The organism is Vulcanococcus sp. (assembly GCF_044369115.1).
In the GTDB taxonomy this organism is placed as follows: domain Bacteria; phylum Cyanobacteriota; class Cyanobacteriia; order PCC-6307; family Cyanobiaceae; genus Vulcanococcus.
Map to the genome: position 1 here is coordinate 1 of NZ_JBIPMN010000040.1, position 15,898 is coordinate 15,898.

15 protein-coding genes are annotated in these 15,898 nt (G+C 67.8%); 8 read left to right on the forward strand and 7 right to left on the reverse strand.

Annotation, left to right across the window (positions count from 1 at the left end; genetic code table 11):
• Positions 1 to 193 precede the first annotated feature (193 nt).
• The 3 genes from sufC to ACIQ2E_RS04500 are packed head-to-tail and all read left to right on the forward strand — an operon-like array spanning position 194 to position 3,518.
• Complete coding sequence (gene sufC / locus ACIQ2E_RS04490) at positions 194 to 988, forward strand: Fe-S cluster assembly ATPase SufC (RefSeq protein WP_398326781.1); 795 nt, start codon at positions 194 to 196, stop codon at positions 986 to 988.
• On the forward strand, positions 988 to 2,232 hold the full coding sequence (locus tag ACIQ2E_RS04495) for a SufD family Fe-S cluster assembly protein (RefSeq protein ID WP_398326784.1): 1,245 nt from the start codon (positions 988 to 990) through the stop codon (positions 2,230 to 2,232). The genes sufC and ACIQ2E_RS04495 overlap by 1 nt, the downstream gene beginning before the upstream one ends.
• Positions 2,229 to 3,518, forward strand: a complete 1,290-nt coding sequence (locus ACIQ2E_RS04500; protein ID WP_398326787.1) for a SufS family cysteine desulfurase — start codon at positions 2,229 to 2,231, stop codon at positions 3,516 to 3,518. Before ACIQ2E_RS04495 ends, ACIQ2E_RS04500 begins: the two co-directional genes overlap by 4 nt.
• 6 nt (positions 3,519 to 3,524) lie before the next feature.
• On the opposite strand, the gene ACIQ2E_RS04505 is transcribed toward ACIQ2E_RS04500, so the two are convergent.
• The 3 genes from ACIQ2E_RS04505 to ACIQ2E_RS04515 are packed head-to-tail and all read right to left on the reverse strand — an operon-like array spanning position 3,525 to position 6,677.
• On the reverse strand, positions 3,525 to 4,238 hold the full coding sequence (locus ACIQ2E_RS04505) for a class I SAM-dependent methyltransferase (RefSeq protein ID WP_398326790.1): 714 nt from the start codon (positions 4,236 to 4,238) through the stop codon (positions 3,525 to 3,527).
• Between the two features lie 27 nt (positions 4,239 to 4,265).
• A complete protein-coding gene (locus ACIQ2E_RS04510; protein WP_398326793.1) occupies positions 4,266 to 5,192 on the reverse strand; it encodes an aldo/keto reductase in 927 nt (308 codons plus the stop codon).
• Between the two features lie 54 nt (positions 5,193 to 5,246).
• Entirely contained in the window at positions 5,247 to 6,677 is a 1,431-nt protein-coding gene (locus ACIQ2E_RS04515; RefSeq protein ID WP_398326796.1) for a flavin monoamine oxidase family protein, read from the reverse strand.
• A gap of 66 nt (positions 6,678 to 6,743) precedes the next feature.
• Here ACIQ2E_RS04515 and ACIQ2E_RS04520 point away from each other — a divergent pair, with 66 nt between their 5' ends.
• Positions 6,744 to 7,283: a DUF1543 domain-containing protein gene (locus ACIQ2E_RS04520; protein WP_398326799.1), complete on the forward strand. Its 540-nt coding sequence runs from the start codon at positions 6,744 to 6,746 to the stop codon at positions 7,281 to 7,283.
• Here ACIQ2E_RS04520 and ACIQ2E_RS04525 read toward each other — a convergent pair.
• Positions 7,259 to 8,278 carry a metallophosphoesterase family protein gene (locus ACIQ2E_RS04525; protein WP_398326802.1) on the reverse strand — a complete coding sequence of 340 codons (1,020 nt, stop codon included), beginning with the start codon at positions 8,276 to 8,278 and terminating at the stop codon, positions 7,259 to 7,261. The two genes, ACIQ2E_RS04520 and ACIQ2E_RS04525, sit on opposite strands and share 25 nt — an antisense overlap.
• A 65-nt stretch (positions 8,279 to 8,343) precedes the next feature.
• Between ACIQ2E_RS04525 and mtnA the strand changes: the two genes are divergently transcribed.
• Positions 8,344 to 9,438: an S-methyl-5-thioribose-1-phosphate isomerase gene (gene mtnA / locus ACIQ2E_RS04530; protein ID WP_398326805.1), complete on the forward strand. Its 1,095-nt coding sequence runs from the start codon at positions 8,344 to 8,346 to the stop codon at positions 9,436 to 9,438.
• Positions 9,439 to 9,449: 11 nt separating this feature from the next.
• Positions 9,450 to 10,109 carry a class II aldolase/adducin family protein gene (locus ACIQ2E_RS04535; RefSeq protein ID WP_398326808.1) on the forward strand — a complete coding sequence of 220 codons (660 nt, stop codon included), beginning with the start codon at positions 9,450 to 9,452 and terminating at the stop codon, positions 10,107 to 10,109.
• On the opposite strand, the gene ACIQ2E_RS04540 is transcribed toward ACIQ2E_RS04535, so the two are convergent.
• Genes ACIQ2E_RS04540 through ACIQ2E_RS04550 form a run of 3 tightly spaced genes read right to left on the reverse strand, consistent with a single transcriptional unit; the run spans position 10,097 to position 14,854 of the window.
• A complete protein-coding gene (locus ACIQ2E_RS04540; protein WP_398326811.1) occupies positions 10,097 to 11,500 on the reverse strand; it encodes a sodium/glutamate symporter in 1,404 nt (467 codons plus the stop codon). The genes ACIQ2E_RS04535 and ACIQ2E_RS04540 overlap by 13 nt on opposite strands.
• A complete protein-coding gene (locus tag ACIQ2E_RS04545; protein ID WP_398326814.1) occupies positions 11,497 to 12,915 on the reverse strand; it encodes a sodium/glutamate symporter in 1,419 nt (472 codons plus the stop codon). Before ACIQ2E_RS04545 ends, ACIQ2E_RS04540 begins: the two co-directional genes overlap by 4 nt.
• Before the next feature lie 10 nt (positions 12,916 to 12,925).
• A complete protein-coding gene (locus ACIQ2E_RS04550) occupies positions 12,926 to 14,854 on the reverse strand; it encodes a S9 family peptidase (RefSeq protein WP_398326817.1) in 1,929 nt (642 codons plus the stop codon).
• Positions 14,855 to 14,906: 52 nt separating this feature from the next.
• Here ACIQ2E_RS04550 and def point away from each other — a divergent pair, with 52 nt between their 5' ends.
• Both def and ACIQ2E_RS04560 read left to right on the forward strand, forming a co-directional pair.
• Positions 14,907 to 15,509 (forward strand): peptide deformylase, encoded by a 603-nt coding sequence (def, locus tag ACIQ2E_RS04555; RefSeq protein ID WP_398326820.1) that lies wholly within the window; start codon positions 14,907 to 14,909, stop codon positions 15,507 to 15,509.
• 12 nt (positions 15,510 to 15,521) lie between these two features.
• A complete protein-coding gene (locus ACIQ2E_RS04560) occupies positions 15,522 to 15,719 on the forward strand; it encodes a hypothetical protein (RefSeq protein WP_010304536.1) in 198 nt (65 codons plus the stop codon).
• The last annotated feature ends 179 nt before the right edge of the window (positions 15,720 to 15,898 follow it).

Sequence of the window (15,898 nt, forward strand, 5' to 3'; positions counted from 1 at the left end):
GTTTCGATGATGGTGAGCGGCTTCTGCCGCGACGTGTTTAACCAGCTGCCGATGGAATTCGCTGCCGAAGCCGACAAACTGCTCGCCCTCAAGCTGGAGGGCTCCGTGGGTTGAGTTCAGCCCCGTCCCGATGCGGCGTTGATGCGCCTGCTCCAGTTCTGTTTTTGATTCCGTTCTCGCCCGCTCCCACGCCGTGATTCGCCCCGACGCTCCCGTACTGCTTGAGATCCGTGATCTCCATGCCCGGGTGGAGGACAAGGCGATCCTCAAGGGGGTGAACCTCACCATCCGTGCTGGTGAAATCCACGCGGTGATGGGCCGAAATGGCAGCGGTAAAAGCACCCTCTCCAAAGTGCTGGCCGGCCACCCCGCCTACAGCGTGACCGGCGGCAGCGTGTCCTACCGAGGCGAGAACCTGCTGGAGCTGGATCCTGAGCAACGCGCCCGGATCGGTGTGTTTCTCGGTTTTCAGTACCCCGTGGAGATCCCCGGGGTGAGCAACCTGGAGTTTCTGCGGGTGTCCACGAATGCCCGCCGCGCCGAGAAGGGAGAAGAAGAGCTCGACACCTTTGCTTTCGAAGATCTGGTGCGGGAGCGCCTGAAGGTGGTGCAGATGGATCCCGCCTTCTTGGACCGTTCAGTCAACGAAGGCTTCAGCGGCGGTGAGAAAAAGCGCAACGAGATCCTGCAGATGGCTCTGCTGGAGCCTCTGGTGGCGATCCTCGACGAAACGGATTCCGGCCTTGATATCGACGCCCTGCGCATTGTGGCTGGTGGCGTGAATCAGCTGGCCAATGCCGACAACGCGACGCTGCTGATCACCCATTACCAGCGGCTGCTCGATGCGATCACACCGGATTACGTGCATGTGATGGCGGCTGGCCGCATCCTGCGCACAGGCGGTAAGGAGCTGGCTCTCGAGCTCGAGCAGCGCGGCTACGACTGGGTGGATCAGGAGCTCGCTGCCCTAGCGGCGGAGGTGGCCTGATGAGCGCAATCCTCGCCACACCGGCTGCGGCCAAGGGTGCTTGGCTCGACGTCTGGCTGGCCAATCTGCCTGCCCCCAGTGGTGAGCTGGCGCCGGTGCAGGAGCGTGGCCGCCAGGCCCTGCGCCAAAGCTCGATTCCTTCCGCGCGCCTTGAAGATTGGCGCTTCACCGACCTCTCACTGCTGCAGGCGCTGCCTCTCGCTCCCGCAGAAGCCGCCACAGCTGGCTTGCCTGCCCCGGCAGATGGCGCCTTGCGCCTGGTGTGGAGCGGCGGTAGCGACCCGCTGGCGGGCCAAACTCTGCCGGCTGGTTTGCAGCCGCTCACACCTGGCGAAATTGCCCAGGGGCTTGGCCACACCCTCGCCGCTGCTGGCTGCCAGGAGCATTGGCCGGTGGAACTGAATCACGCCGCAGCCGAGCGGGTGTTGGCCCTGCGTGTGACCAGCCGCAGTCAGCTCGGTTTGGAGCTGGTGAGCGCTGCAGCCGGGGGTTTACAGGCGCTGCGCCTGTTGCTGCTGCTGGAGGAAAAAGCCGAGCTGGATCTCTCCCAGTGGATCGAAGCCCAGGCCTCCGGTTTGCACAGTCTGGTGATTGAGGCCCATCTGGCCCGCGGGGCCCGCCTCAGCCATGGCCTGGTGGCGCTGGGCCAAGCCGATGCCGCGCTCATGGCCCATGTGGCCATCGAGCAGGAACCGGAAAGCCGCGCCCATCTCAGCAGCGTGACCTCCGGTTGGGGCTTGGCGCGGCTTGAGCCCCGGGCCGTGCAGGTGGATGGTGCAGCCCACACCACCCTGCGGGGCTTGCAGCTGGTGGATGCTCAGCGCATCGCCGACACCCACAGCTTTGTGGAATTCAAGGGTCCGGAAGGGCAGCTCGATCAACTGCATAAAGCCGTGGCAGCCGGCCAGGGCCGCAGCGTGTTCAACGGTGCCGTGCGCGTGCCCCGCGCTGCCCAGCGCACCAATGCATCCCAGCTCAGCCGCAGCCTGCTCCTCTCCGATCGCGCCAGGATCGACACCAAGCCGGAACTGGAGATCGTGGCCGACGACGTGAAGTGCGCCCATGGCGCCACGGTGAGCAGCCTGCAGACCGATGAGCTCTTCTATTTGCAGAGCCGTGGCATCGCCGCCGACCAGGCAGCTGGCTTGTTGCAGCGCGCGTTTTGCGAGGAGGTGCTGCGAGAGCTGCCCGCGGCCGCCCGCAGCTGGTGTTCGCTCGAGCGTTTGCTGGAGTCCGCGGCATGACCAGCACCCTCTCGGCTCCGCAGGTCGCTCCCGTGCCCCAGACCGACAACCTGGCGGCGCTGACACGGCCTGATTTCCCGTTGCTGGCGCAGACCGCCTGCCTCGGGCAGCCGCTGATCTATCTCGATCACGCCGCCACCAGCCAGAAGCCTCGCCAGGTGCTGGAGGCGCTGCAGCACTACTACGACCACGACAACGCCAACGTGCACCGTGGCGCGCACCAGCTGAGCGCCCGTGCCACAGAAGGCTTTGAAGGTGCCCGAGCCAAGGCAGCGGCCTTTGTGGGCGCCTCCAACCCCAACGAGATCGTGTTCACCCGCAATGCCAGCGAGGCGATCAACCTCGTGGCCCGCAGCTGGGGTGAGGCCAACCTGTGCCCCGGCGATGAGGTGCTGCTCACGGTGATGGAGCACCACAGCAACCTGGTCCCCTGGCAGCTGCTCGCTGATCGCACGGGCTGTGTGTTGCGCCATGCCGGCCTCACCGAGAGCGGTGAACTCGATCTCGACGATCTGCGCAGCAAGATCACCGATCGCACCCGGCTGGTGAGCCTGGTGCAGGTGAGCAACACACTCGGCTGCCTCAATCCGATCACCGAGGTGGCAACCCTGGCCCACGCGGCCGGTGCCCTGGTGCTGGTGGATGCCTGCCAGAGCCTGCCCCACCTGCCGGTGAACGTGAAGCAGCTGGGCGCTGATTTTCTGGTGGGCAGCTCCCACAAGCTCTGCGGCCCCACGGGCATGGGCTTCCTCTGGGGCCGCGAGGCGCTGCTGGAAGCGATGCCTCCCTTCCTGGGCGGCGGCGAGATGATCCAAGAGGTCTACCTCGACCACAGCACCTGGGCTGGCCTGCCCCACAAGTTCGAAGCCGGTACCCCGGCGATCGGCGAGGCGGTTGGTATGGGCGCCGCTCTCGACTACCTCCATGCGATTGGCCTGGATCGCATCCATGCCTGGGAGCAGCAGCTCACCCGTCAGCTGTTTGATCGCCTCCAGGCCATCGACGGCCTGCGCATCCTTGGCCCCACCCCGGAGCAGCAGCCCGATCGCGCCGCTTTGGCCGCCTTCCATGTGGAGGGGGTGCACGCCAACGACATCGCTGCTCTGCTGGATTCGGCCGGGATCTGCATCCGCAGCGGCCACCACTGCACGCAACCCCTACACCGCCATTACGGCATCAGCGCTTCAGCCCGCGCCAGCCTCAGCTTCACCACCACTCCCGAAGAGATCGATCGCTTCGCCGAAGAGCTGGAGGGTTCGATCAGCTTCCTGCGAGAGCACAGCTGATGGTGCTCAGGCTGGGGTGAGCAGCGCCATCGCCTCTGCGCGGTGCGCCCCGCTCCAGGCCCAGCGCCAATGCCATCCGGCGGCCTCGGCTGAGGCTTCAATCCAAGAGCGCTCGGCCGGGTTGTCGTAGGCGGCCAGGTGCTGGCTCACGTGTTCGCGCTGCTCGGGAGAGAGCTGTGGCCAGCTCGTGGCGATGCGTTGCAGATAGCGCTGCACATAGGCGTCTCGGCTTTCGCCGGCCTCGCGGAACACATCCACACAGATGAACAGGCCCCCCGGGGCGATCCGGTTGCGCAGGCTCTCGAGGAGCGTGTGTTTCGCGCTGTCGCTGAGGTGATGGATGGCGAAGGCGGAGTGAAAGATGTCAATCGGCCCATCGTCATGGCTTGCCGCTTCATGCGCCCAGCGCAGAAGATCACCTTCGATCCACTGGCATGGGTAGGGCACATCTCCCAGTGCCTGCTGCGCCAAGGGCAACACCTGGGCGGTGAGATCCAGGCCCGTGTAGGACCCCAGGGGCAGGTGCCTCAGCAGCGGAGCTAGCAGGGCTAGATCGCCGCAGCCCAGATCCACCATTCGCGCTGCTGGTGCCCCGTCTTCGCGCGCTGCGAGCCAGCTCTCCAGGGCGGCTGCCGTGGCGGCGGCCACGGCCTGATGCTCCATCAGATCGTGATCCACCACGGCCCGGTAGGAGGCCCACTGCTGAGCGAAGAAATCCATGCTGGATATCCTGAAGCACCGTTCCGCTCAGACGGCTTCGTCCCATAACTGAGCGCGGCGATAGGGGCCGCCGGGCAGTTCCCAGAAGCTGCCGTCCACGAAGCGATGGCCGCGATCGAGGCGTGCGATCTGCTGCAGCTCTTCGGGGCTGAGCTTCAGTTGGCTGGCGGCCAGGTTGCTGGCCAGGCGATCGCGCCGTACGGATTTGGGAATCACGGCCGTGCCGGTGGCGATCCCCCAGGCCAGCAGCACCTGAGCTGCCGTGGCGCCATGGGTTTGGGCGATGGCCTTGATGGTGGGATCCGTCAGCAGCGGCGCCTCTCCCGCCCCGCTGGGGGAGCCCAGGGGTGAGTAAGCCGTGACGCCGATGCCCTCCTGCTGGCAGAGCTGAAGCAGTGCGTTCTGCTGCAGCCAGGGATGACGCTCCACCTGGTTCATCGCCGGTCGTACCCGGCTGGTTTGCAGCAGCCCTTTGAGCTTGGCGCCGCTGCAGTTCGACACGCCGATCTGGCGCACCAGGCCTTCCTCCGCCAGCGCTTCCATCGCCCCCCAGGTTTGGCTGAGCGGCAGCTGCTCCAGGGGGATCTGATCGGTGGCTTGCTGGGGCAGCACCACGCCATGGCGATGCACCACCGGCCAATGGATCAAGTAGAGGTCGAGCTGCTCGAGCTGGAGATCGCTGAGGCTGCGCAGCAGTGCCGGGCGCACATCCTCGGGCGCGTGGCAGTCGTTCCACAGCTTCGAGGTGATCCACAACTGATCGCGCTGCACCACCCCATCGCGGAAGGCCCCCGCCAGGGCCTGGCCGATTTCGGCTTCATTGCCATAGATCGAGGCGCAGTCGATGTGGCGGTAGCCCAGCTCCAGGCCGGTGCGCACGGCCTCGCCAACCTCGCTTGGGCTGGATTTCCAGGTGCCGAGGCCCAGAGCGGGCGGGCTGAGCAGCGGGGACATGCAATAGCAAGCCGGATCCCACCAGCCTGGCGGTTTTCTGAGGGCTTGCCCCCCTCAGAACTGATGGCTTGCGGTGCACTGTTGGGCAGCGGCAGCCGCTGCGCGTTCGCCGGCTTCGATGGCGCCTTCGAAATAGCCCGGCCAGCGCGGGGATGCCTCAGTGCCCGCCCAGAACACCCGCCCGTGGCTGGCGGGCCCGGGACCCCCATCGCGGCCTGCGGCCAGGCGTGCATGGCTGGTCCAGCTGCCAGGAGCGGGAAAGCTGGTGAAGGCGCCGCCGCTCCAGGTTTCGCTGTTCCAGGCTTGCTCCACCAGTTCCAGCGGTTTGCCGGCGGCACGTCCCCAGTAGGCCACCAGGTCACGAAGGATCAGGCTGCGCCGCTGCGCAGCCGGCAGGGCCGCCAGGTTGAGGGCCCGTTCGCCGGCCACGAAGCTGGCCAGCACGGCTGGCTGACCCTCCGGTGGAGCGCTGTCGGCGGTGAGCTCCAGCCAGAGCTGATCGCCGATGCCCAGGCCGTTGAGCCCCTGCTCGCGCCAAAACGGCTGGCTGTAGCGGGCCAGGATCTTGGTCATGCCACCCATGGCCGTGCGCTGCAGCAGGGCCTGATGGGCAGGTGGCAAGGGTGGATCGAAGCGGATCGACTGCCGCAGGGGCGGCGGCACGGCCACGATCACCACCTGCGCCTGCAGTGGACTGAGCCCTTCAGCCAGCACCGTGGCTGTTTCGCTGCTCTGAGCAATCGCCTGCACCGGTGCACTCAGCTGCAGGCAGCCGGGGCTGCTGACCTCCAGCTCGCGGGCCAGGCGCTTGGCCACCCCACCGGCACCGCCGCGCACCAGCCAGGCTTCGGGCGTTTCGGCCTGGGGGGCCACGGTCTGGGTCCAGGCCAGGTGCAGGATCGAGCTTTCCCAGGGTTCAAAACCACCCGAGCCCCCCACCCGGCAGAGCCAGTCAAGCGGAAGCCGGGCCAGGGGTAAGCAGCTCTGCTGCGCTGCCCAGGCCGCCACGCTGAGCCGATCGAGCTGTTCGGCGTTCGGCGTGAGCCAGGGTTGCTGTGGGTTGATCTGATCCACCAGCGCGGCGAAGCTCTGCTGCAGTGCCTGGGTGGCCGCCAGCGCTTCGGGGGCCAGCCCCAGGGCTCCCGGTTCAAAGAACAGCAGGCTCGCTTCAAAACGCTCGGCCAGGGGGGCCTGCACCCGCCGCCCCTGCCAGCAGAACACCCCCTCGCCGGCGTAGTGGCTCGGATAGCGGCTGAGCCCGAGCTCCTCCAGCAGCGCCGCGAAGCGGTAGTGCGTGCTGCCGCCCCATTGGCCGCCCAGATCCACCACGGATCCATCGGCGAGGGTGTGGCTCAGCATCCGCCCGCCCACCCGGGCCTGGGCTTCCAGCACCCGCACCTGCAGCCCCTGTTGCTGCAACCGCCGCGCCGCGATCAGGCCTGAAAGGCCGGCGCCCACCACCAGCACATCCAGCGCCACAGCCATGCAGGGAGTGCCCGCGCCACTGCTGCAATGCTGATCAGGCCGCTGGGTGTTGTCGATTCAGGCGCGATGAGCACGCCCACGTTGTTTTTGGTGGTGCTGGGTGGCCGCACCGCCACCAGCCTGATCGAGCTGCACGATGTGCGCTTCGTGGCTGGCCGCACGATCGACGACACGTTTCCGGAGCTGCGGCGCCAATGGTTCGGGAGGCGTGAGGGCCTGCACCTGGACAGCGTCATGGCGGTGCAGGCGATCGATGGCTGGGCGGTGAGTCTTGTGCCCGAGCTGCCCGCGCCCAGGCCCGAGCGTCTGTGGTTCGTGAACCTGGGCGCTTACCGCCCTGATTCCCTGGCGGAGTTGCACCACTTCGGCCTGGTGGTGGCCGGCTCCTCCCAGGCGGCGAAGGCCGCGGCCAAGCGCCAGTGGCTGCAGGGGGCTCTAGAGCAGCACAAGGATGATCTCTGCGCCGTGGACGACTGTCTGGCGATCGAGCAGCTGGAGCTGCTGGGCGGTGGGCGCTGGCATGTGCAGCTGGATCCCCATCCCGAGGGCTTCAGCCAGCCGCAGGTACCCGATTGGGTTGGTTACCGGCGGATCGATCGCTCCTGAACGTTGCGGCTCAGCGGGCCGTTGCGCCCCATCAGGCTTGCGGGCAGGCGGCTCCAGGCCACGGGTTGGCCGCTCGCTACGGCATAGGTGGTCTCCACGAGGGAGTTGTCCTGCCAGTTGATGTCGAGGGTGGTGTAGGTCTGCTGGGGCGGGATGTCTCCCTGGAGGAGGCGTCTGGGGCCACTGCCCATGGCGCCGAGCTGAATCAGATCGAGCTGGCCGCGGCGGGCGGGGAACCAGGCGTGCTGGTGGCCGCTGATGTAGGCCTGCACGCGGCCCTGCTCCAGCAGGCTCTGCACGGCTGCTGCCTGATCGAGCACCTCACCGGCGCGATCGCGGCCCTGGCTCACGCCCACCAGGGGCAGGTGACCCACCACCAGCCGCAGCCGTGCCTGGCGCGCTTCTAGGCTGGCCAGCTGCTCGCGGGCCCAGCGCAGCTGGCTGGCGGGGATGCGGCCGGAGCTGGCATCCCACACGAGAAAAAACACGTCGTTCTGAACGGCGCTGTAGTGGAAGGGGAAATCGCCGATGTCCACGAAGCGCAGCCCGAGGGCCTGGCGCCGGGGCGTCCAGAAGCGCCGCACCGCGGCGCGATCCGCCTCGAAGCCGGGGGATCCATCGTGATTGCCCACGGCCGGCAGAAAGGGCCGGCCGGCCTGGCGCACCGGCTGCAGCACCGTGCGGGTAAAGCCCTCCCACATCGCATCGAGCTGGGACGCGCTGAGCCCTGGTTTCTGGCCGGCCACCATGTCGCCGGCGCACACCACCAGCGCCGGTTGCAGCGCCAGCAGCTGCTGGAGACCCTGGCTCACCTGGGGGATGTAGGTGGTGGCGCCGTAACTGCTGTTGAGGTCGCTGATCAGGCCGATGCGCAGATCGGGGTTGTGGCTGGGGGCGGCGGCCGACGGTGTCTGTCCGAGGCCCAGCCAGCTCAGCCCGCCGCCCGCCGCGCCCGCGGCGGTGAGCTGCAGCAGCTGGCGGCGGCTCAGGAGCATGGGGCGCTGGGGCAACGGGTGCGGTCGACGGGCAGCATGGAGCATTCGCCCGGGCAACGCACCCCATGAAGATCGACGGCAAGGCCTGGCGCACCATCTGGTTGGAGCCCGATGGCCGTTCGATCGGGGTGATCGATCAGCTCCAGTTGCCGCATCGCTTCACCACGCGCACCCTGCGCAGTTGCGACGAGGCGGCTGAGGCGATCCGCGCGATGGTGGTGCGCGGCGCGCCCCTGATCGGTGTGACCGGCGCCTATGGCTTGATGCTGGCGTTGCAGACGGATTCCAGCGATGCGGCACTGGCCGCGGCGTTTGAGCAGCTCAATGCCACGCGCCCTACGGCGGTGAACCTGCGTTGGGCGCTGGAGCGGGTGCGCGATCGCGTGGCGCCGCTGCCGCCGGAGCAGCGGGCCGAGGTTGCGAAGGCGGAAGCCGCAGCTATCGCCGATGAAGACGTCGCCATGTGCGAGTCCATCGGCGACCACGGCCTTGCGATCTTCCAGCAACTGGCCGCCGCGCGGCCGGCCGAACGTCAAGGGCAGCCGTTCAATGTGCTCACCCACTGCAATGCGGGCTGGCTGGCCACGGTGGACTGGGGTACGGCCCTGGCACCGATTTACAAGGCCCATCGCGCCGGGATGGCCATCCATGTGTGGGTGGATGAAACCCGCCCGCGCAACCAGGGCGCTTCGCTCACGGCCTACGAGCTGGGGCGTGAGGGTGTGCCCCACACCGTGATCGTGGACAACGCCGGCGGCCACCTGATGCAGCACGGCCAGGTGGATGCCGTGATCGTGGGCACCGATCGCACCACCCGCCGCGGCGATGTATGCAACAAGATCGGCACGTATCTCAAGGCCCTCGCCGCCCACGACAACAACGTGCCCTTCTATGTGGCCCTGCCTGCCTCCACCATCGACTGGTCGATCGACGATGGCGTGGCTGAGATCCCGATCGAAGCGCGCAGTGCCGGGGAGGTGACCCACATCCAGGGGCGCACTGCAGCTGGTGAGCTCGCCATGGTGCAGCTCACCCCCGATGGCAGTGAAGGCTTCAATCCTGCCTTTGATGTGACCCCGGCCCGCCTGGTAACGGCGCTGATCACCGAGCGGGGTGTGGCGCCTGCCAGCGAAGACGGTCTGAGCAACCTCTACGCCTGAGGGTGAGCACGATGAGCGAACAGGATCTGCGCGAGCAGCTGGTGGCCGTGGCCCTGCGCATGCAAGCCAGCGGCATCAACCAGGGCACCTCCGGCAATCTTTCGGCACGCATCCCGGGCGGGATGCTGATCACACCCAGCTCACTCCCTTATGAGCTGATGCAGCCGGGTGATCTGGTGGCACTGGATCTGGCGGGTAAGCCGTTGGTCGCTCCTGAGCCGGGGCGCCCGCAAAGGCGGCCGTCGTCGGAATGGCGGCTTCATGCCGATGTGTTGGCCAGCCGGCCGGAGGTGCAGGCGGTGCTGCACTGCCACTCCATTCATGCCACCGCCCTGGCCTGCCATGGCCGCGGCATTCCGCCGTTCCACTACATGATCGCCGTGGCCGGGGGCCACGACATCCGTTGCGCGCCTTATGCCACCTTCGGCACCCAGGAGCTTTCCGACGGGGTGGTGGAAGCGCTGCAGGGCCGGCTGGCCTGCCTGATGGCGCAGCACGGCCAGGTCGTGGTGGGCCCCAACCTCGATCGGGCCCTGGCCCTGGCGGTGGAGGTGGAAACGCTGGCCCGGATCTATCTGCAGGCCCGGGCCATCGGCGAACCGCCGCTGCTTAGCGCCGAGCAGATGGAGCAGGTGCGGCATCAGTTCCGCACGTTGCTCTACGGCAACTGAGGCCTCCGTCCGATCCAGAGGCCAAAGGCGATGGAGGCGGCGGTGAGCAACAGCGCCACTGCGTTGAACCCAGGCAGGCCCCAACTCGCCACGGCGATCGGGGCCAGGGCGGTGATCAGCCCGCCACCGAGGAAGGGCTCGAACACGAGCTGCTTGAACGAAAAGCTCTCCATGGCCCGGCTGCGGCCGTGGGGGTCGGCCATGCGCAGCAGCAGCAGGCCCGTGGCGGTGACGCCGGTGCCCTGGCCGAAATCGGCGATGGCGCGCTCAAACCAGTGATCGCGGAAAAAGCGGCGGCCCAGCAGCAGAAACACCGCCACGTTCCAGGCCAGACCCACCAGCGCCAGCAGCAGGAAGGGCAGCCAGTTCTCTTCCAGCATTGGCAGGTTGAGGCTGGCCATCGCTGCTGCGATCAACACATCCATGGCCAGCGATCCCACGCTGGCCTGCACCACGGGTGAGGCCAGCTCGTCATGGCGGCGCCACTGCAGCACCAGCTGCACCACCAGGCCGCCCAGCATCGCCAGAGGAAACACGGGGATCGCGTTAAGCAGATCTGCTGTGGCGCTCCCGCCTAGCGCCCCGCCCAGGCGGGTGATGCCGTCTTTGAACAGCACGCCCAGGCCCACCGCACCGCCCGCCAACGCCAGGTTCACCGTGAGCGCATCAATGGTGACGGAGCCATCGCGGCCTGGATCGCTCAGGCCCGCTGCCGTTTCCCGCGCCAGCTTCCCCTCCGCCGACAGCGGATCACTGTCCGCCGCGCGCTGCAGCAGCGAGCCACCGGCGGGCTGCTGCTCCCGCGCTCCCAGCCAGGCCCTGCTGCGGCCGATCACCACCAGCGCGCTGCCGATCAACACGGCGCTCACCACCCCCACCGTGGCCATGGCCAGCCCCAAGGCTTCTCCTGAGGCCAGGCCGAGATCCGCAAAGGTGTCGCCCATCCCGGCGGCGGTGCCGTGGCCGCCTTCGAAGCCCACTTCAATCAGGCAGGCCATCAAGGGATTGGTGCCGAACATCGGCTGCAGCACCAGCCACACCAGCAGGGCACCCACCAGGTATTGGCCAAAGCCGAGGGTCATGCCGAAGGCTGTTTGGCCGGCGGCGCGCTGCCATAGCTGCTGAGGGCTGGGCAGGCGCTGGCCCAGAAACAAGGTGGCGAACACCAGCGAGATCAACACCCCAGGGGTCTGGGCCCACACCGCATACACCTGCTCGGGGAACACCGGCCAGACGCTGAACGGACCGATCAGAAGGCCAAGCAGCCCCGCCACCAGCGCTTCCGGGATCCCCAGCTGCCGCAGCCAGCGCAGCTTGCGGCGCAGGGTGATTCCTGCCAGCAGCAACAGGCTGAGGCCGGCGAAGGCCACCAGCACATCGAACAGCTTCATGGGTGAGCGGCAGTGGGTTCAGTGTTGCGTCCGGCCTGGGCCAGCAGCAGGCCGCCGCCACCGGCCAGCAGGACCAGTGCAAGGCAGAAACCCGTCCAGGTGGGCAGGCCCCAGCCGGCCACCGCCAAAGGAGCTACCACCGTGACCACCCCACCTGCCAGGAAGGGTTGCAGCAGCAGTTGCTTGAGCGAGAAGGCCGGCAGGGCCTGGCTATGGTCGTCGGGGTCGGCCATGCGCAGCAGCAGCAGTCCGGAGGCCGCCACACCGGTGGCCTGCCCAAACTCCAGCACCGCGCGCTCAAACCAGTCGGCCGGCAGCAGCCGCGGGGCCAGCAGCAGGGTCACCGCCAGATTCCAGGTGAGGCCCGCCACCGCCAACACCGTGAGCGGCAGCCAGTCGGCCGCGAGCAGGGCCAGGTTGAGGCATGCGGTGGCGGAGGTGATCAGCAGATCGGCGGAGAGGGTGCCGATCTCGCTCTGAATCGGAGCGGAGGCCCAGCGGCTGTTGCCGCTGCGCTCCAGCAGCCAGCGCACCAGCAGCGAACCGACGATCGCCAGCGGGAACACCGGCAGGGAGCGCCCCACCTCTGCCACGCCACCGCCGATGGCATCGGTGCCGAGGCGCAGCAGCGCTAGCAACCCCACACCGATCAGCACGGCGATGCCCACCAGGGCAAGGTTCACCGCCCAGGCTGCCCAGGCTGCCCAGGCTGGTTGGCTGGGTGCTGAGCTTTCAGTAGCGGAGCCGGCCAGTGGTGTGGCTCCGGGCGCTGAGGCTGGCTGGTTTTGGGCCAACAGCCAGCCCCGCTGGCGACCGACCACCACCACCACGCCACCCACCAGGGTGGAACTGAGGAGCCCCACCGTCGCCATGGCCAGGCCGAGGTCTTGTCCGCCCGGAAAGCCGAGCGCGGCGTAGCTGGGGCCCATGGCGGCAGCGGAGCCATGGCCGCCCTCGTAGGCCACCTCAATCAGGCAGGCCATCACCGGGCTCACCCCCAGCCAGGGCTGCAGCACCAACAGCACCGCCAGGCCTCCCACCACGTATTGCCCGAAGGCGAGCACGAGCGCCAGCGACACCTGGCCGCTCACCGGCCGCCACAGACCCCCGAGCTTCGGCAGCGGTTTGCCCAGCATCAGCGAACCGAACACCAGGGTCAGCAACACCAGCGGCAGGCCGCCCCAGAGCTCCATGACGTGCTCCGGCAGCAGGGGAAGAGCCCCGGACGGTGCCACTAGAAGGCCGATCAATCCCGCCACCAACGCCTCCGGTACCCCCCAGAGGCGCAGATTCAGCCGCCGGCCGATGCGGCGCCCGGCCAGCAGAATCAGGCTGAGCACCCCGGCTGCCAGGGCCAGCCAAGCCAGCCCCAGCAATGCCTGAAGGTTCAAGGGGTTGGGCAGCAGTTCGCTCATGGCCGCCCCTTCACAGCTGGAAGTGGTGGCGGAAGAAGGCTTCTGTGGCCTCCAGCACCTGAATCTGGGTGGCGCCATTGCGGAAGCCATGGCCCTCGCTTGGGAAGAGGTGCACCTCCACCGGAATGCCATTGGCTTTCAGTGCCGCTGCCATCCGCTCGGTTTGCTCCGGCGGCACCACCAGATCCTCAAGACCCTGGAAAAAGATCACTGGACAGCGGATGCGCTCGGCATGTTGCAGCGGCGATCGCGCTTCGTAGGTGGCCTTCGCTACCGGCCAAGGCCCCACGAGGCTGTCGAGATAGCGGGCTTCAAAACGGTGCGTATCGGCGGCAAGGGCGCTGAGATCGGCGACCCCGTAGCGGCTGGCGCCGGCTCGGAAGGTGGTGGTGAAGCACAGAGCGGCGAGGGTGGTGAACCCGCCGGCGCTGCCGCCTTCGATGGCGATGCGTTCGGCGCTGGCCAGGCCCTGGGCGACCAGGGTGTTGGCGGCGGCTGCGCAGTCGGCCACATCCACTACCCCCCACTGGCGATCGAGCCGTTCGCGGTAAGCGCGGCCGAAGCCGGTGGAGCCGCCGTAATTCACATCCACCACGCCCCAACCGCGTGAGGTCCAGAACTGGATGCCCAGGCTCAATCCGGTGCGGGCCATGCTCGTGGGGCCGCTGTGGCCCTTCACCAGCAGGGGGGCCTCCGGGTGGCCGCCACCGGCCGGTGGGTAGTACCAAGCCTGGGTGCGCTGGCTGTCATGGCCGCTGAACCAGAGCGGCGCTCCCCGGCTGATGGCCTCGGCTGCCACGGGGCAGCGGGCGGCGGGCTGATGCCGCCAGTGGCCGCTGCTCAGCTCGAGCTCAAGCAGGCCCGACGGCTCAGTGGCGCTGCTGGCCACGCAGGCGAGCGTCCCGGCTTCGGCGCACAGATCGGCGAGATCGGTGAATGGCGTGGTGATCGCGTGCCAGGTGGCAAGAGCGCCGGGCTGCTCGGCCAGAACAACGGATCCCAGCTCCCAGGAGCCCTCGCGGCAACAGAGCGCGACGAGTTGCTCGCCATCCCACGCATGGGTGCTCATGCCCAAGACCCACTGGGGCATGGCGAACTCCGCCTGCATCGGCAGCAGCGGTTGCCACTGGGGTGTGGCGGCTGTTGCGACCGCATGGGCATCGGGGCAGCGCTCCAGGTTCCAGAAGCCGCTGCGGTCATTGCTCACAATCAAGTCGGAGCCGGCCCAGATGGGCTGGAACACCGAGCAACCCTGCGCATCAGCCGGCGTGGAGCCGGCCACAGCCCGCCCGCCGCTGAGGCTGCCATCGGCCTGGATCTCCGCCAGCCAGAGCTGGCTGCGCTCCCAGGGCATACATGGCTGCTGCCACTCCACCCAGACCAGCTGCCGCCCGTTTGGGCTCAGGGCCGGGTAGCCGCAGAAATCCACCGGGCTGTGGAGAGGTTCGGGCTCGCCGCCCAGCAGAGACACCGCTACCAGCTGATCCCTGCCGCCCGCTTCCAGCACACCGATCCAGCGGTTGCCGGCCGGATCGATCAGGCCACCACCGAGCGCTCCTGGGAAGCGCCCGTCGCTTGCAGGGGAGGTGAGCCGCTGCGGTTGCTGATCGCCCTCGTTGAGGGAGAGCCGCCACAGGCAGCGATCGCCGTCGTGGACGAACACGGCCACGGGCTCGCCGCTGACAAGCCGGCCGATCGCGCAGGCTCCACCGCCGTATTCATGCACCCGGCAGCGCAGGTTCCAGGGCCCTGGCGTGAGCTCCTGCGGCGCTTGATCGGCGCCGCGGCGCGCCATCAACGTGGTGCGACCCTGTTCCTGGGGGCGCTGCTCCAGCCAATAAAGAACCCCACCTAGCAGCTTCGGTTCCTTGAGGCTTGGGGTCTTGCCCAGCACCAGCTCAGCGGACAGGGGGGCAGGGCTGGTGTGCACCGAAGCCATTCAGGGATGGCTCCTAGAATCGCCTGAACGATCCCGCCAGCGAGGACAAGCTTTGGCCAGCAGCTTCGCCAGATTGGCGCGAACCGCCGAAAACGCCGGCCGGCTGCAGGTGTCGAAAGAGCCGGTGGATACCCCCCCCTACGACATCCACACCCTTGGTGACCAGGTGCTGCGCACCCCGGCCAAGCGCATCGGCAAGGTCGACGACAGCATCCGCTCCCTGGCCCGGGAGATGTTGGTGAGCATGTACGCCGCCAAGGGCATCGGTCTGGCCGCTCCGCAGATCGGGCAGCCGCTCCAGCTGCTGGTGATTGATCTGGAAATCGAAGATCCCAAGAGTCCCCCGCTGATCCTGATCAACCCGGAAATCACCGCCGTGGGCGGCAGCCTCTGCACGTACGAAGAGGGCTGTCTCAGCATCCCGGGGGTTTATCTCGATGTGGTTCGCCCCAGCGTGGTGGATGTGAGCTACCGCGATGAGATGGGCCGGCCCAAGCGGATGAAAGCGGATGGTCTGATGGCCCGTTGCATCCAGCACGAGATGGACCATCTCAACGGTGTGCTGTTTGTTGATCGCGTCACCGATCACGACAAGCTGCGCGAGGGGCTCGGTGAGAAGGGCTTCAATCCGGCCGATGTGCACGCGATCGCCTGAGGCCCTCCAGTCATGCCGATGAAACCCCTGGCCGGAGTGTTCCTGGCCCTGGCCTGCCTGCTCGGAATCGCCGCCACCGGTTCGGTGTTTGAGCTCGCCTACGGCGATCCCGACCTTGGGGTCTCCACCACCCGCCTGATCCTGGGCTTGGCCCTGCCTGGCACGGTGCTGAGCCTGTTGGTGGCGATCCGGATCAACAAGCCGGCCTGAGGGGCTGGCATCGCTGCTCGGCACTTCTACGATCGCCAGGCTGCATGCCTGCGCCTGTGATTCATTCGGTTCGCACCCTCGCTGCACTGCTGCCTTTGGCCGGTGCTCTGGCCCTGCTGGCGCCCGAGCCCGCTGCGGCCAAGGCGTTGTTTGAAGCGGTGGAGGTGGATCAGAGCAAG

What these genes read in the sequence shown, in the direction of transcription:
- ACIQ2E_RS04545 (WP_398326814.1), bottom strand. Translation starts at nt 12,915, where the DNA reads ATGAGCGAACTGCTGCCCAACCCCTTGAACCTTCAGGCATTGCTGGGG.
- ACIQ2E_RS04500 (WP_398326787.1), top strand. Translation starts at nt 2,229, where the DNA reads ATGACCAGCACCCTCTCGGCTCCGCAGGTCGCTCCCGTGCCCCAGACC.
- ACIQ2E_RS04560 (WP_010304536.1), top strand. Translation starts at nt 15,522, where the DNA reads ATGCCGATGAAACCCCTGGCCGGAGTGTTCCTGGCCCTGGCCTGCCTG.
- ACIQ2E_RS04540 (WP_398326811.1), bottom strand. Translation starts at nt 11,500, where the DNA reads ATGAAGCTGTTCGATGTGCTGGTGGCCTTCGCCGGCCTCAGCCTGTTG.
- ACIQ2E_RS04525 (WP_398326802.1), bottom strand. Translation starts at nt 8,278, where the DNA reads ATGCTCCTGAGCCGCCGCCAGCTGCTGCAGCTCACCGCCGCGGGCGCG.
- ACIQ2E_RS04520 (WP_398326799.1), top strand. Translation starts at nt 6,744, where the DNA reads ATGAGCACGCCCACGTTGTTTTTGGTGGTGCTGGGTGGCCGCACCGCC.
- mtnA (WP_398326805.1), top strand. Translation starts at nt 8,344, where the DNA reads ATGAAGATCGACGGCAAGGCCTGGCGCACCATCTGGTTGGAGCCCGAT.
- ACIQ2E_RS04515 (WP_398326796.1), bottom strand. Translation starts at nt 6,677, where the DNA reads ATGGCTGTGGCGCTGGATGTGCTGGTGGTGGGCGCCGGCCTTTCAGGC.
- ACIQ2E_RS04535 (WP_398326808.1), top strand. Translation starts at nt 9,450, where the DNA reads ATGAGCGAACAGGATCTGCGCGAGCAGCTGGTGGCCGTGGCCCTGCGC.
- ACIQ2E_RS04510 (WP_398326793.1), bottom strand. Translation starts at nt 5,192, where the DNA reads ATGTCCCCGCTGCTCAGCCCGCCCGCTCTGGGCCTCGGCACCTGGAAA.
- ACIQ2E_RS04505 (WP_398326790.1), bottom strand. Translation starts at nt 4,238, where the DNA reads ATGGATTTCTTCGCTCAGCAGTGGGCCTCCTACCGGGCCGTGGTGGAT.
- ACIQ2E_RS04550 (WP_398326817.1), bottom strand. Translation starts at nt 14,854, where the DNA reads ATGGCTTCGGTGCACACCAGCCCTGCCCCCCTGTCCGCTGAGCTGGTG.
- ACIQ2E_RS04495 (WP_398326784.1), top strand. Translation starts at nt 988, where the DNA reads ATGAGCGCAATCCTCGCCACACCGGCTGCGGCCAAGGGTGCTTGGCTC.